Annotated in this window: 13 protein-coding genes and 1 other RNA gene; 3 read left to right on the plus strand and 11 right to left on the minus strand. The window is 64.5% G+C overall.

From position 1 onward, the window contains the following. Nucleotides 1-210 precede the first annotated feature (210 nt). The 3 genes from ssrS to ACVOLS_RS20390 all read right to left on the minus strand — a co-directional run bounded on the left by ssrS (nt 211) and on the right by ACVOLS_RS20390 (nt 998). Nucleotides 211-395: non-coding RNA, 6S RNA (ssrS, locus tag ACVOLS_RS20380), on the minus strand. Nucleotides 396-480: 85 nt separating this feature from the next. Further along, nucleotides 481-780, minus strand: a complete 300-nt coding sequence (locus ACVOLS_RS20385) for a cell division protein ZapA (RefSeq protein ID WP_481517729.1) — start codon at nt 778-780, stop codon at nt 481-483. Further along, nucleotides 777-998 (minus strand): TIGR02449 family protein, encoded by a 222-nt coding sequence (locus tag ACVOLS_RS20390; RefSeq protein ID WP_282273125.1) that lies wholly within the window; start codon nt 996-998, stop codon nt 777-779. Before ACVOLS_RS20390 ends, ACVOLS_RS20385 begins: the two co-directional genes overlap by 4 nt. A 125-nt stretch (nt 999-1,123) precedes the next feature. Here ACVOLS_RS20390 and ACVOLS_RS20395 point away from each other — a divergent pair, with 125 nt between their 5' ends. Both ACVOLS_RS20395 and ACVOLS_RS20400 read left to right on the plus strand, forming a co-directional pair. Further along, nucleotides 1,124-1,669: a YecA/YgfB family protein gene (locus tag ACVOLS_RS20395; RefSeq protein ID WP_481547137.1), complete on the plus strand. Its 546-nt coding sequence runs from the start codon at nt 1,124-1,126 to the stop codon at nt 1,667-1,669. A gap of 7 nt (nt 1,670-1,676) precedes the next feature. Next, entirely contained in the window at nt 1,677-3,002 is a 1,326-nt protein-coding gene (locus ACVOLS_RS20400) for an aminopeptidase P N-terminal domain-containing protein (RefSeq protein WP_481547138.1), read from the plus strand. Between the two features lie 1,056 nt (nt 3,003-4,058). Here the strand turns inward: ACVOLS_RS20400 and pepQ are convergent. The 8 genes from pepQ to rph form a co-directional block, all read right to left on the minus strand. Next, the gene (gene pepQ, locus ACVOLS_RS20405) at nt 4,059-5,387 is read right to left on the minus strand and encodes a Xaa-Pro dipeptidase (protein ID WP_481547147.1); all 1,329 of its coding nucleotides are present in this window, start codon (nt 5,385-5,387) and stop codon (nt 4,059-4,061) included. Between the two features lie 82 nt (nt 5,388-5,469). Then, a complete protein-coding gene (locus ACVOLS_RS20410) occupies nt 5,470-5,817 on the minus strand; it encodes a PilZ domain-containing protein (RefSeq protein WP_481547139.1) in 348 nt (115 codons plus the stop codon). Beyond that, nucleotides 5,814-8,297, minus strand: coding sequence for a DUF1631 domain-containing protein (locus ACVOLS_RS20415; protein WP_481547140.1), 2,484 nt, complete (start codon nt 8,295-8,297; stop codon nt 5,814-5,816). The genes ACVOLS_RS20410 and ACVOLS_RS20415 overlap by 4 nt, the downstream gene beginning before the upstream one ends. A gap of 106 nt (nt 8,298-8,403) precedes the next feature. Continuing rightward, nucleotides 8,404-9,633: a radical SAM family heme chaperone HemW gene (gene hemW, locus ACVOLS_RS20420; protein ID WP_481547141.1), complete on the minus strand. Its 1,230-nt coding sequence runs from the start codon at nt 9,631-9,633 to the stop codon at nt 8,404-8,406. A gap of 41 nt (nt 9,634-9,674) precedes the next feature. After that, nucleotides 9,675-10,175, minus strand: coding sequence for a hypothetical protein (locus ACVOLS_RS20425; RefSeq protein WP_481547142.1), 501 nt, complete (start codon nt 10,173-10,175; stop codon nt 9,675-9,677). A gap of 16 nt (nt 10,176-10,191) precedes the next feature. Then, nucleotides 10,192-10,791, minus strand: a complete 600-nt coding sequence (gene rdgB / locus ACVOLS_RS20430; RefSeq protein ID WP_481547143.1) for an RdgB/HAM1 family non-canonical purine NTP pyrophosphatase — start codon at nt 10,789-10,791, stop codon at nt 10,192-10,194. Further along, nucleotides 10,788-11,177, minus strand: a complete 390-nt coding sequence (locus tag ACVOLS_RS20435; RefSeq protein ID WP_481547144.1) for a VOC family protein — start codon at nt 11,175-11,177, stop codon at nt 10,788-10,790. Before ACVOLS_RS20435 ends, rdgB begins: the two co-directional genes overlap by 4 nt. Next, nucleotides 11,174-11,902: a ribonuclease PH gene (gene rph / locus ACVOLS_RS20440; protein ID WP_481547145.1), complete on the minus strand. Its 729-nt coding sequence runs from the start codon at nt 11,900-11,902 to the stop codon at nt 11,174-11,176. The genes ACVOLS_RS20435 and rph overlap by 4 nt, the downstream gene beginning before the upstream one ends. A 110-nt stretch (nt 11,903-12,012) precedes the next feature. On the opposite strand from rph, the gene ACVOLS_RS20445 reads away from it, so the two are divergent. Then, complete coding sequence (locus ACVOLS_RS20445; RefSeq protein WP_481547146.1) at nt 12,013-12,873, plus strand: YicC/YloC family endoribonuclease; 861 nt, start codon at nt 12,013-12,015, stop codon at nt 12,871-12,873. Nucleotides 12,874-13,014 lie beyond the last annotated feature (141 nt).

Genomic DNA, 13,014 nt, shown 5'->3' on the forward strand with positions numbered 1-13,014 from the left:
GGTCTCGCGCGACGGGCGGGGGGGTCTGGGCGCCGGTGTGGGGCCCAAATGTTTTTGTAGGCCCCACCTTTGGTGGGTATTGGCTATTCCGTATCTGCACTTGCCTAGCTTGGGCCGCCACTACAGAAGTTCCCCGTCCTTCCGCCTCTCCTCCCGCCGGGAGAAGGACAAAAAAAAGAACGGCGCCGTTAGGCGCCGTTCTGGAATATTGCATTCTCCGCGGTGACGATGCGTGCGAAACGACCTTGAACCCGGGGTTCAAGTGGGAACGCTGGGGGGCCATCGGGCTTCCCGCTACAAGGCGGACCTGCACACCCGGCTCCGTCGCGCCCCCGTGGTCGTAATTAAGGGACAAGGCGAATGTTTGCACACGCCGTCGTTCACAGCAGAGAACGCGTCGCCAGTATAGCGAGGTTGCGCGGCTACGTGCAGTCGTATTTCACTAATCGCGGATTCATCTGTCTGAGCTGGTCAGCTGGATCAACGCGCGTTGTCGATGGCCAGGTCCAGACGGCGGTTCAACTCGTTCATGGCCGATTGAAAGCGCTGCTGCTGGGCAACCTGCTCATCGCGCACCTGCTGCAACTCATGCGCAAGATTAAGCGCAGCCAACACCGCGATGCGGTCGACCGCCGCCATCCGGTTGCTGCCGCGGATTTCGCGCATCTTGCCGTCGAGCACGCGCGCGGCCGCGGTGAGGCTTTCGCGCTCGGTCGGTTCCACGCCAACGGTGTACTCGCGGTCCAGGATATGGACGCTGACCGGTTCGTTGTTGCTCACGTGTGCTGCTCCAGCGACTTGAGGCGGGTGATCATGGCTTCCACCCGGGAGCGGGCCTGTTCGTTCTTGGTCAGCAGCTGCGAGCGCTCGCTGATCAGTTGTTCCTGCTGCTGGCGCAGGCTGCGGTTTTCATCGCTCAGCCGCTGGTTGCGCTCAAGCAGCAGCTCGAGGCGGGAGGCGAGGGCCAGCAGCTGGCCAGCGGGGTCGAAGGAGTCCATGGACGGAACGATAGGCATGGCGGTGAGGGCGGGTCAAGAAGGAGTATGCAGTGCGATTGGTACACTGTGCGGCCGTCGTCATCTTGCCGGTGCCGGCGTTCCTCTCCGCTTTACAGATCAGTGACATGACCGACCTTCCCTCCGTCAACGACATCCTCCAGGCCAGCCAATCGCTGGGCCTGGCTGCTTCCCCGGCCGAACTGCATGGCGGACTGTGCGGCTGGTTGGCCGCCGGTGGCGCCGATGAGCCTGCGTGGCCGGCCAAAGTGCTGGCCGACGACGGCCTGCCGACCCCTGAGCCCGGCAGCGCGCTGGACCTGCTGCGCCAGGCCACGGTCGCGCAGCTGGAAGACCGCGACTTCGCCTTCGAGCTGGTGCTGGTGGACGCCGCCGAGCCGCTGCAGGCGCGTACCGACGCCCTGTTTGAATGGTGCCGGGCTTTCCTGGGTGGCTTCGGCCTGGCCTCGGGCAAGCGCCCGGCACTGAGCGAGGAGGGCGAAGAAGCGCTGCAGGATCTGGCGCGTCTGGCACAGGCGTCCAGCGACGAGTTCGACAGCGCCGACGAAGACGAGGACGCCTTGTCCGAGATCGAGGAGTTCGTGCGCGTTGCCGCTTTGCTGCTGCACGGCGACTGCGTGATGGGCTCGCGTCACCGGCAAAGCCTGAACTGAGGTTGCGATGAAGCGTCTGTCCGGGATCACCCCAGCCGAGTACGCCCGCCGCCGCCGGCAATTGATGGAAGCGGCCGGCGATGACGCCATTCTGGTATTGCCCGCGGCAACGGAGCGGGTACGCAGCAACGACACGTTCTTCCCGTACCGTCAGGATTCGGACTTCTGGTACCTGAGCGGGTTCCAGGAGCCGGAGGCAGTGCTGGTGCTGATCCCGGGGCGCAAACACGGTGAGGTGATCCTGTTCTGCCGTGAGCGCGATCCTGACCGGGAAGCCTGGGACGGCCCGCGCGCAGGTCAGGATGGTGCGGTCTCGGTTTACGGGATGGACGACGCCTATCCGATCGATGATCTGGATGAAATCCTGCCGGGCCTGCTGGAAGGGCGTTCACGGGTGTACTACCACTTTGGCCGCGACGCCGACTTCGATCTGAAGTTGATCGGCTGGGTGAACCGGGTGCGTTCACAGGTGCGCAACGGTGCGCAGCCGCCGCATGAATTCCTTGAGCTTGGCCACCTGCTGCACGAGCAGCGTCTGTACAAAAGTGCCGATGAAATTGCCTTGATGCAGGCGGCAGCCGATATCAGTGTACGTGCGCACCGTGCGGCGATGCGTGCGGCGCGTGCGGGTATCCATGAGTACGAATTGCAGGCAGCGTTGGAGCGTGAGTTCCGCGCGGCCGATGCGTGTTCTGCATACAACAGCATTGTCGGTGCCGGCGCCAATGCCTGTGTGCTGCACTACCGCGACAACAACAGCGGTAGCCGTGATGGCGATCTGGTGTTGATCGATGCAGGCGCGGAGTATCGCGGCTATGCCAGCGACATCACCCGGACCTTCCCGGTCAATGGCCGTTTCAGTGAGGAGCAGCGTGCGCTGCATGATCTGGTGTTGGCGGCGCAGGTGGCGGCCTTGGAGCAGGCGCAGCCGGGCATTGCCTACGAGGAAGGGCATCTTGCAGCGGTGGAGGTGTTGACCGAGGGCTTGTTGCGACTGGGTCTGCTGAAGGGTGATCTTGAAGAGAACGTTCTCGAACGTCACTACCAGCGGTTCTACCGGCACAAGACCGGGCATTGGCTGGGTATGGATGTGCACGATGTTGGCGATTACCGGGTAGCCGGTGAGTCGCGTCTGCTGGAGCCGGGCATGGTGTTCACGATCGAGCCGGGGCTGTACATCTCGCCGGACGATCGCAGTGTGGAGGCGCGTTGGCGCGGGATTGGCATCCGCATCGAGGACGATGTGTTGATCACTGAGGACGGGCACCGAGTGTTGACCGGTGCGTTGGAACGCAGCGCCGACGAGATTGAAGCCTTCATGGCCAGGCGCTGAGGCGCAAGGCGCACGGCTGTAGCAGTTGCTTTTGCACTTGCCCTCCCTTACGCAAAGCGTAGGGGAGGGTATGGGAGGGGTGCAGTTGCTCCAGCCGTTGCTGTTGCAGTTGCGGTTGGCGTTGCTCTAAAGCTCTTGATCTACCGGGCCCCTTCCGCAGCGACGCAGCCGACGGACAAGACCCCGAATGGGGCGACGTGCAGGACGCACGTCGTTTTTCGACGATACATGGATGTATCGTCGAAAAATCCCGGCGGCGGAGTGGACCCGCGTCGCGCAGCGGCGTGGGCGCGGAGGCAGGGTGTGCTTTCTTTTGGTTATCTTTTCTTTGCACAAGCAAAGAAAAGTAACTCGCTCCCCGAAGGGGAGTGAAAGCTCTTGCTCTTGCTCTTGCTTCAACCGCAACCGCAACCGCAACCGCAACCGCAACCAAGATCAAGATCAAGATCAAGATCAAGATCAAGGGCTTTCGCCCGCCTTCGGCGCGCGAGCACACCTTTCTTTGCTTGTGCAAAGAAAGGTGGCCCAAAGAAAGCACACCCTGCCTACGCGCCTTCCGCGCTGCGCGCTACAGGTCCACTCCGCTGGCAGGATTTTTCGACGATACATCCATGTATCGTCGAAAAACGACGTGCGTCCTGCACGTCGCCCCGTGCGGGGTCTTGTCTGCCAGCTCCGTCGCTGCGGAAGGGGCCCGTACGTCAAGAGCTCGGAGCAACAGCAACAGCAACTGCAACTGCAACAGCAAGTACAAGTGCAACTGCAACTGCAACTGCAACTGCAACTGCAAGTGCAAGTGCAAGTGCAAGTGCAAGTGCAAGTGCAAGTGCAGACCAAAGCAACGGCCCCCCTCCCTGGCCCTCCCCTACGCTGCGCGTAAGGGAGGGAAGCAGCAACAGCAACAGCAACAGCAGCCAAAGTTTGATTGGCTGTGCTTCCTTTGAGGGGGGCGAAGGTTCTCGCGAAAGCAGATGCTGGTACATACGCCGCACCAGTCATCCCGGGCGCATTGCGCGCCCGGGGTTCAATCACAGGGCGACTGATGTCGCCCGTACATCAGGCCTGCGCAGCAAATTCCGGGCGGGTCAGGTTGTCCGCTTCGCCGTCGGTGCATAGCACCTCGTCTTCAATGCGCACGCCACCGTAAGGACGGAAGAAGTCCACGCGGTCCCAGTTGATGCTTGCGGCGTTGCCGGCCTTCTTCACCTCATCCAACAACATGTCGATGAAGTACAGGCCCGGCTCGATGGTGACTACCATGCCCGGCTCCAGTACGCGGGTCATGCGCAGGTAGGGATGGCCGGCCGGGCGCTCGACGCGGCCGCCGTCTTCGCTGGCGGCAAAGCCCGCCACGTCGTGGACCTGCGCGCCGATCAGATGGCCGATGCCGTGCGGGAAGAATGCCGCGCTCACACCCGTCGCCAAGGCAGCTTCGGGCGACACAGTGATCACGCCGAAATCCTTGAGGATGCCCATCAGTGACAGGTGCGCATCCACATGCAGCTGCTTGTAATCAAAACCAGCGCGCACCGCTGCACACATCTTCAGCTGTGCGGCGTCCACTGCATCAATGAAGGACTGGAACTCGTCGTGGCCGGCCGCTGCATAGGTGCGGGTGATGTCGCTGGCGTAGCCATACGCCGAAGCGCCAGCATCGATCAGGAAGCTGCGCAGCGGCTGTGGTGCCTGCTTGCCCAGGTCTGTGTAATGCAGCACGGCGGCATGCTCGTTGAGGCCGATGATGTTGCCGTAGGGCAGCTCGTTGGCATCCTGGCCGACGGCGCTGCAATAGGCCATGTGGATCTCGAATTCGCTGGCACCGGCACGGAATGCGGCCTCGGCGGCGCGATGGCCGCGTACGCCCAGTACCTGCGCCTGGCGCATCAGCGCGATTTCGTACGGCGTCTTGTAGCCGCGATGCCATTCCAGGTAATTGATCACCGCCGCCGGGTTGTTCGGGGCAAAGCCGCCCAGTGCGCTCTGCGCTTCGCCAAGGATGGCGCAGCGGCTAGGGTCGGCTGGCAGCAGCGCCAGGGCCTCTTCCGGCTTGCGGATGATGTGGATGTCGAAATGCTCCACCCACCAGCCGCTCGGGGCGTCCGGTACCACGTGCCAGTAGTCGAAGGGCTGGTAGAACACAAGAGTCGGGCGTTTGCCCGGGGTGTGGATCAGCCAGCTGTAAGGCAGCTTGGTCAGGGGCAGCCATGTCTTGAACTGCGGGTTGACCGCGTATGGGTAGTCGCGGTCGTCGAACACCTGGTAGTGCTGGGTGCCGCTGGGAACCACCAGGTGATCGAAACCACCGCGTGCCAGCGCCGCGTCGGCGCGGCGGATCATCTGCCCAAGGTGGTGGGCGTACAGGCTGCCTGGATCTTGCTGGTTCATCGCGGTGGCTCGCTGGGACATGCGGAATGCAGGCCCCAATTTTGCCGCAATCAGCAGGCCGCTGCTGTGCCGTTTTCGGCACTCAGGTTGCGGGGATGCTGCCTTCGATCCACTGCGCAAGGCGCTCGCGGTGCGCCTTGTCCAAGGTCAGGAAGCGGAACCCGGCCCATGACTGCTCCGGTGCATGGGTGGGCTCGCACCACAGCAGGTGCACGCCAACGTCGATCTGCAGATGGCCGCCACGGCCATCGGGGATGGGGAACTGCAGCTGGTACAGCGCGTCCTCCTGCATCGGCACGGAGGTGATCAACAGCATGCCGGTTTCGGATATGTTGCCGAGCCGGCCGATCTGGGTGCCGGTCATCTGGTCGCGCACCTGCACCAGATCGGGTACCTGCAGGCGCGGTGCACGGCGGGTATTGGTGATCATGCGGATTCCCCGCTGTTGGAGGCCTGGCCGGCGATCGAGCGCAGTGCGCGCACGGTGGCCTGCCAGGCACGGTCGATCAGTCGGCCCTTGTCTTCGGTGACGATGCGCAGCTGGCCTTTGGCCATCAGCCGCGACATCGCGTCGAGCGATTGCTCCGACACTTTCTGGCCGCGCTGGTTGACGAACAAAGCGTTGCCGGTGATCAGGCTGTACCAGGACAGGCGTTGGCGCCGGTTGTCGCCCTGCTGGTTGACGGTGAATTCGAACCAGGTACCGAACGGCAGGGTGCGTAGCTGGCGGTAATACGCTTCCTCCTCTTCGGTACGGGCGGGCTCGACTTTCTTGCGACGCTCTTCTTCTTCCGGCTCACCGGCCTCGCCCAGGCGGCTGCGTGCCTTGAGCTTGGCGGTCAGCTCGGTGCGCGAAGTGATCTCATCCTCGCCGCCGGGTGTGGACAGCCGGCGCGAGATGGCCGCGGCCTCATCCTGGTGGTAGCCCACCTGCAGCAGCGATTGCTCGATCTCCTCGCCGAAGCTGACATCGGCTGCGCCGCCGGGCGGCAAGCCGGTAATCTCGCTGATGCGGCGGGTGGCCTGCTCGCGTTGCTGCCACTCTTCCGAACCTTCGCCGTTGCGCAGCAGGGTGAGGGTAAGCACGTCGGCCCACGCCTTGCGCAGCAGGGTCTGCACGAACTTGGGCGGTTCGGTGGTCTGGCACAGTTCGTCGATGGTGCTGTTGGCCAGCTGTTTGGCGGCCTCCAGGCGTTCCTTGCCGCGTGCGGCGTCGATCTGGCGGCGCTCGGCCATTTCCGCGCGACGGGCCGCCGAGCGCAAATGGCCCTGGATGATGTCGTTGGCTTCGACGAAGACGGATTCGTCGCCCTGGTAGTCGTTGACGACCTTGTTGACCGCGTCCTTGAGCTTCAGTTGCAGGACCGGATCGCTGTCTTCATCACTGAGCCAGACCGCGCCGGATTCGGCGACGGCGTTGAGCAGCTCGCGTGCCGGGTGCTGGTCGCGCAGGAAGAACTCCTGGTCGCTGATCGCGGCGCGGGCAAGGGGTACCTGCAGGCGCCGCAGTAGATCGGCGGCTGGGCCTTCGCTGCGCACTTCGCGCTGCAGCTCGGTGTAGAGCATGCCCAGCAGGTCCATGGTGTCGCCGTCCTGCACCGACAGCGTCGCGGCAGGGCCGTGTTCGGCCTTGACCTGCGCCATCATTGCGTTGCGGATGTCGGCCATGCTGTGGCGGCTGCCGGAGGACGATGCAGCTGTCTGCAGCTTGCCCAGCACGTCCAGCGCGGTCTGGGTGGATACAGGCTGGGCTGGCACGCCCGCGTTGTTGGCGCTGGCACCGCCAGCGAAAGCAGTGGTTCCGGCACCTGCTGCTGAACCTGTAGTGCCGCGCTGCGCCTGCAGGGTGGCAAAGTCGGGCATGCCGCCCGTGCCTGTCGTTGCGGCTGCGCCACCACCGCCACCGCGACTGGCAGCACCACCAGCACCAGCACCACCAGCGCCGCCAGCGCCGCCAGCGCCAAGCGTAAGCGCGTGACGGGCGGCATCAAGCAGGTTGTGCAGGCTCTCCATCGGTGGCATGGCGGCGCCACTGGCGGGCATCTGCACCGGTGCGGTGCTGGCCTGGGTGGGTGCCCCTGCAGGGCTGCCCAGCAGCTCATTGGAAATACTGGCCCACGATGCAGCCGGCGCCTGGCCTTGCCAACTGGTCAGCGGGGTTGGGCCTGCATTGCGCGGCCCGCTGCCGCCAGCATCTGCGTGACCGCCCCCGGCGCCGGCGCCACGTGGGGCGGAGGGGCGGGGCAGATGCGGGCGATACACCAAACCGGGAAGCACGCCTTCGCGTTCCAGCAGGATGTTCAGACGATCGACCAGTTCAGCATGGCGCGGCATGACCATGCGCTCGAATACCTGGAACAGCACCAACTGGGTATCGAGGTTGAGCTGCATCTGCTCGCCGGCGTCGCGCACTGCCCGGCACTGCGCGTAGGGGCCGACCGGCAGGCGCTCGGGATCAAATGCTGGTTGTGCGGCCAGAACCGCAAAGCGCTGCCCCAGCAACAGCAGGGGGCTGGGAGCGCGGAATGCTTCGCGGCGCGCCATTTCGTGCAGCACGATGTCGCGGTCGATGTCGGTGTCTTCGACCAGCGTCATCGACTTGAACGTGGCCGCGTGCGCTTCCTGGTCGGGCTTGGGCGGGTCCTTGAAGCTCGCCAGTTGCATGGCCAGTGCATCAAGAAAAAGTTCGGGGAATTGTTCCATGTGCTCGCGGAGTACCCGCAGCTGCGCATAGATGTCGGACTGGATCTGGCTGTTGTGGGCCAACTCCGCGCGTTTGAACATCGCGCGTTCCAGCTCGATGGCGGTCAGTTGCAACGGCGTGCGCAGGACTTCATCGGTGGCCTGGAAGATGCTTTCCAACAAGTGACGCACGCGGGCAGATACCGGCGCTGTGGCGATCCTTGCCATGGATTGGCTTGCTGAGCGTGGTGCGGTGCCTGGCATCCTGTTTTCCTTCCCCCTGAATGGGCGTTTTCTATCATTTATGTGATGTAACGGCCACTTTTCGCGGGTCTTACGCCAGGAACAACTCCACCACATCGTTGGTGAAGCGGCGGCCAAGCTCGGTCGGGGTCCAGTAATCCCCGTCATGGGTGAGCCAGCCACGCTCCACCGCCATTGCCAAGGAGGGTAGAAGCACGCTTCGTGCCAAACCGGTGCGCGACTCGAAATCGCGCAGGCTGAAGCCCTCGTGCAGGCGCAGCAGGTTGAGCATGTACTCGAACGGTAGCCGCTCGGGACTGATCACGTCATCGCCGCCGATGCTGGCTAGGCTGCCGGCGGTGTCCATGAAGGTCTGCGGATGCTTGTGCTTCCAGCGGCGCAGTACTTGCTGCTCGGCGCCGGAGCTGATCTTGCCGTGGGCACCGGCGCCGATGCCCAGATAGTCGCCAAAGCGCCAGTAGTTGAGGTTGTGCTGGCACTGCCAACCGTCGCGGGCATAGGCACTGACCTCGTACTGGCCATAGCCGCGCTCGGCAAGCAGTGCCTGGCAGTGTTCCTGGATGTCCCAGGCGCTGTCTTCGTCCGGAATGCCCTGCGGCGGCCGGGCGAAGAACACCGTATTCGGCTCCAGCGTCAGCTGGTAGTGCGAGATATGGGTGGGGTCGAGTGCGAAGGCGCGCTCAAGATCGTGCTCGGCCTGTGCCAGCGTCTGCTGTGGCAGCGCGTACATCAGGTCGATGTTGAAGTTCTTGTAGCCGGCGTCCTGCGCCAGCTTGACCGCGCGCTCGGCCTCGTTGCTGTCGTGGATACGGCCAAGGCGCTTGAGCGCCTCATCATTGAAGGTCTGGATGCCGAAGCTGATGCGGTTCACGCCGGCCGCGCGGTAGCGGTCGAAGCGGCCGTGCTCGGCGGTGCCGGGGTTGGTCTCCAGCGTGACTTCCAGGTTCGGCGCGAAACGCAGCCGTGCGCTGGCTGCCTGCAGGAAGCGGTCGATCGCCTCTGGCGGGAACAGGCTGGGCGTGCCGCCGCCGAAGAACACGCTGCTGACCACGCGGCCCCAGACCAGTGGCAGGTCCTGGTCCAGGTCGCGGATCAGCGCATCGATATAGGCGTCGAAGGGCAGGTCGCCCTTGCCGGCATGCGAGTTGAAATCGCAGTACGGGCATTTGCGCACGCACCACGGCAGGTGCACGTACAGCGCCAGTGGCGGCGGTACCAGCTGCACGCCGGCAGCGTGACCGTGATCGATCGCGCAGGATTCGCCGGGAAGATGGTTGCAGTGGTCGTGGGAGTGCGGCATGGACGGCTGTTGGAAAGAGTGGGAGTACAGGGGTGCGGGCGCTATTGCCCGGCCAGCAGGATTGGATCGACCAGCGAACGTGGTTGTGCACGCACTACGGCTGCGCTGATATCGCGGAACATGGGTGACGGCCCTTGGTAGTTGCCGACCTCGTTGTCCATGAGACGGTGGCGCGCCGGTCGGCTGCCATTGCGCATGTGCAGATACAGGCCGGAAACCATGGCTTTGCGCTTGTCGGCGAAGTTGTCGTAGCGGATCTCAAGCACGTCCACCAGGTCCACCTTGCGCCAGCGGTGCGCGGTGGCGATGTTGTGGTAGCGGAGCTGGCCTGTCCGCTCATCCAGCACCACGCGTTGCCACAGGATGGGAGCAGCGATCAGTGAAATGACCAGCGCGCAGCCAAGCGCCCAAAGCGGCAGTGCGAGCCAGGATTGCTCCCCGTCATACGCCAGCATGGCGCCCACGATCGCACCGCTGATAGCGCCGAGAATGGCGACCAACTGCACAAGCCCCATCCGGGTCCGATAGCGGCGTGGCGTCATTCCCTGATCTCCGTGGTCAATCGAACGCAAGTTGCGACATGCGCTGCAACAACAGCTGCAGCGCCTTGGCGCGGTGGCTGCGGCCGTTCTTCTGCGCCGGTTCCATCTGCGCAGCGGTCAGGCCCAGCTCTTCATCCAGGAACACCGGGTTGTAGCCGAAGCCGTTGTTGCCGCGCAGTTCGTCGATGATGCGGCCTTCCCAGCTGCCTTCGCAGATCAATGGCTGCGGGTCGTTGGCATGGCGCAGCAGCACGATCACCGCGTAGAAGCGCGCCGTGCGGCGTTCGGGCGGGACATCGCGCAGCGCATCAAGCAGCTTGGCGTTGTTGGCGGCATCGTCGGTGGGGCTGCCGGCGTAGCGCGCGCTGTACAGGCCGGGCGCGCCGTCCAGTGCATCCACAATCAGGCCGGAGTCGTCGGCCAGCGCTGGCAGGCCGGTCACCGTGCAGGCATGGCGGGCCTTGATCAACGCGTTCTCGACGAAGGTCAGGCCGGTTTCCGGCACATCGTCCACGCCCAGTTCGCGCTGCGGCACGATCTGCAGCGGCAGGTCGGCCAGCATGGTCTGCAGTTCTTTCAGCTTGCCGGCGTTGCCGCTGGCCAGTACCAGTTTCATTGCTTGGGCTCCAACAAGTCCCAGTTGTTGCCGTACAGGTCGCGGAACACCGCAACCGTGGCATAGGGTTCTTCGCGTGGCGCTTCGAGGAATTCCACGCCCTGTGCAAGCATTGCCGCGTGGTCGCGATCGAAATCATCGGTGTGCAGAAAGAAGCCAACGCGGCCGCCGGTCTGGTTGCCGATGCGGCTGCGTTGCTCCTCGTCGCTGGCACGTGCCAACAGCAGCGCGGCGGCGCTGCCATCGGTCGGGCCGACCACTACCCAGCGCTTGCGGCCCTGGTCCAGGTCTTCCAGCAGCTGGAAGCCGAGCTTGCCGGTGTACCAGGCGATGGCTTCGTCGTAGTCGGCGACGACGAGGGTGACCAGGGCGAGGCGCCGGTTCATACCGATGCCAATGCCGCCTGCTGGGCGTCGAACAGCTCGCGGATGCCCTTTTCGGCCAGCACCAGCAGCGCGTCCAGCTCATCGCGGCGGAAGGCATGGCCTTCGGCCGTGCCCTGCAGCTCGATGAAACCACCACCGTCGTTCATGACGATGTTCATGTCGGTGTCGCAGTCGCTGTCTTCCGGGTAATCCAGGTCCAGCACCGGCTGGCCCTTGTAGACACCAACCGACACCGCAGCCACCGCGCCGAACAGCGGGTTGCGCTTGATCTCGCCGCGCTTCATCAGCAGGTTCACTGCGTCAACCAGTGCCACGTAGGCGCCGGTGATGGCGGCGGTGCGGGTGCCGCCGTCGGCCTGCAGCACGTCGCAGTCCAGGGTAATGGTGCGTTCGCCCAGTGCATTGCGGTCGATGCAGGCGCGCAGGGTACGGCCGATCAGGCGCTGGATTTCCAGGGTGCGGCCACCTTGCTTGCCGCGCGCGGCCTCACGGTCGGAGCGGGTGTGGGTGGAGCGCGGCAGCATGCCGTATTCGGCAGTGACCCAGCCTTCGCCCTTGCCACGCAGGAAGCCGGGGACCCGGTTCTCGACGCTGGCGGTGCACAGCACGCGGGTGTCGCCAAAGCTCACCAGCACCGAGCCTTCGGCATGGCGGGTGAAGGAACGCTCGATGGTGACGGTGCGCATCTGATCGGCCTGACGGCCGCTGGGACGGGAGAAGGTCATGGGGAATCCGGTTAGTACGAGTTGATCTGGCGGGCGTCTGGGTGGTGGATGCACCAGCGTCCAGAGGTGGCTAGGTTACCATTCGCCCTTTGAAACACATCGGAAAACACATGATTCGGAGCATGACCGCCTATGCCGGCGGCGAACGCATCACCGCATGGGGCACCCTGGGCTGCGAACTGCGCTCGGTGAACCACCGGTTCCTGGAAGTGGGCGTGCGTCTGCCCGAGGACCTGCGTGCGCTGGAACCGCAGCTGCGCGAGCGCATTGCCGCCCGGGTCAGTCGCGGCAAGCTCGACCTGGTGATGCGCCTGCGCGCACCGGAGGCCGCCACCTCGCTGGCGGTCAACGAGGTGCTGGTGGATCAGCTGTCTGAATTGGCGCAACGCCTGCAGGGCCGCTTCCCCGGGATGCAGGTGGGCTTCACCGACCTGCTGCAATACCCCGGCGTGCTGCGTGCCGAGGCAACCGACAGTGCCGCCCTGCATGCCGAGGCGCTGGCCTTGCTGGAAGAAACCGTCAGCAGCTTCGTGCAGGCACGTGAGCGGGAAGGCGACAAGCTGGCCACGGCGATCAGCGAGCGCGTCGATTCGGTCGAACGCATTGCCGGCGAAGTCCGCGAGCTGATCCCGGCCATCCGCGAAGGGCAGCGGGTCAAGCTGGCCGCGCGTCTGGCCGACCTGCCGCACCCGGTTGACCCGGGTCGGGTAGAGCAGGAGCTGGTGATGTGGCTGCAGAAGCTCGACGTGGACGAGGAACTGGACCGTCTGGACAGCCATATCGCGGAGATCCGCCGCGTGCTGCGTCAGCGCGAGCCGGTCGGCCGCCGCCTGGACTTCCTGCTGCAGGAGTTCAACCGCGAAGCCAACACCCTGGGCTCCAAGTCGGTGGATGCGCGTACCTCCAATGCCGCGGTCGAGCTGAAAGTGCTGATCGACCAGATCCGCGAACAGGTCCAGAACATCGAGTAAAGGGTAGTGCCGAGCCATGCTCGGCAGGAGCTTTCCCAGCAAAGCTGCCCTCACCCCAACCCCTCTCCCGCAGGCGGGAGAGGGGCTGAATCTGTAGTGCCGAGCCATGCTCGGCAGAGGCCTTCCCGGTAACGCCCCAGC

This window comes from Stenotrophomonas sp. STEN038, from assembly GCF_056759895.1.

What these genes read in the sequence shown, in the direction of transcription:
- ACVOLS_RS20390 (WP_282273125.1), bottom strand. Translation starts at nt 998, where the DNA reads ATGGACTCCTTCGACCCCGCTGGCCAGCTGCTGGCCCTCGCCTCCCGC.
- ACVOLS_RS20395 (WP_481547137.1), top strand. Translation starts at nt 1,124, where the DNA reads ATGACCGACCTTCCCTCCGTCAACGACATCCTCCAGGCCAGCCAATCG.
- ACVOLS_RS20400 (WP_481547138.1), top strand. Translation starts at nt 1,677, where the DNA reads ATGAAGCGTCTGTCCGGGATCACCCCAGCCGAGTACGCCCGCCGCCGC.
- pepQ (WP_481547147.1), bottom strand. Translation starts at nt 5,387, where the DNA reads ATGAACCAGCAAGATCCAGGCAGCCTGTACGCCCACCACCTTGGGCAG.
- ACVOLS_RS20410 (WP_481547139.1), bottom strand. Translation starts at nt 5,817, where the DNA reads ATGATCACCAATACCCGCCGTGCACCGCGCCTGCAGGTACCCGATCTG.
- ACVOLS_RS20415 (WP_481547140.1), bottom strand. Translation starts at nt 8,297, where the DNA reads ATGGCAAGGATCGCCACAGCGCCGGTATCTGCCCGCGTGCGTCACTTG.
- hemW (WP_481547141.1), bottom strand. Translation starts at nt 9,633, where the DNA reads ATGCCGCACTCCCACGACCACTGCAACCATCTTCCCGGCGAATCCTGC.
- ACVOLS_RS20425 (WP_481547142.1), bottom strand. Translation starts at nt 10,175, where the DNA reads ATGACGCCACGCCGCTATCGGACCCGGATGGGGCTTGTGCAGTTGGTC.
- rdgB (WP_481547143.1), bottom strand. Translation starts at nt 10,791, where the DNA reads ATGAAACTGGTACTGGCCAGCGGCAACGCCGGCAAGCTGAAAGAACTG.
- ACVOLS_RS20435 (WP_481547144.1), bottom strand. Translation starts at nt 11,177, where the DNA reads ATGAACCGGCGCCTCGCCCTGGTCACCCTCGTCGTCGCCGACTACGAC.
- rph (WP_481547145.1), bottom strand. Translation starts at nt 11,902, where the DNA reads ATGACCTTCTCCCGTCCCAGCGGCCGTCAGGCCGATCAGATGCGCACC.
- ACVOLS_RS20445 (WP_481547146.1), top strand. Translation starts at nt 12,013, where the DNA reads ATGATTCGGAGCATGACCGCCTATGCCGGCGGCGAACGCATCACCGCA.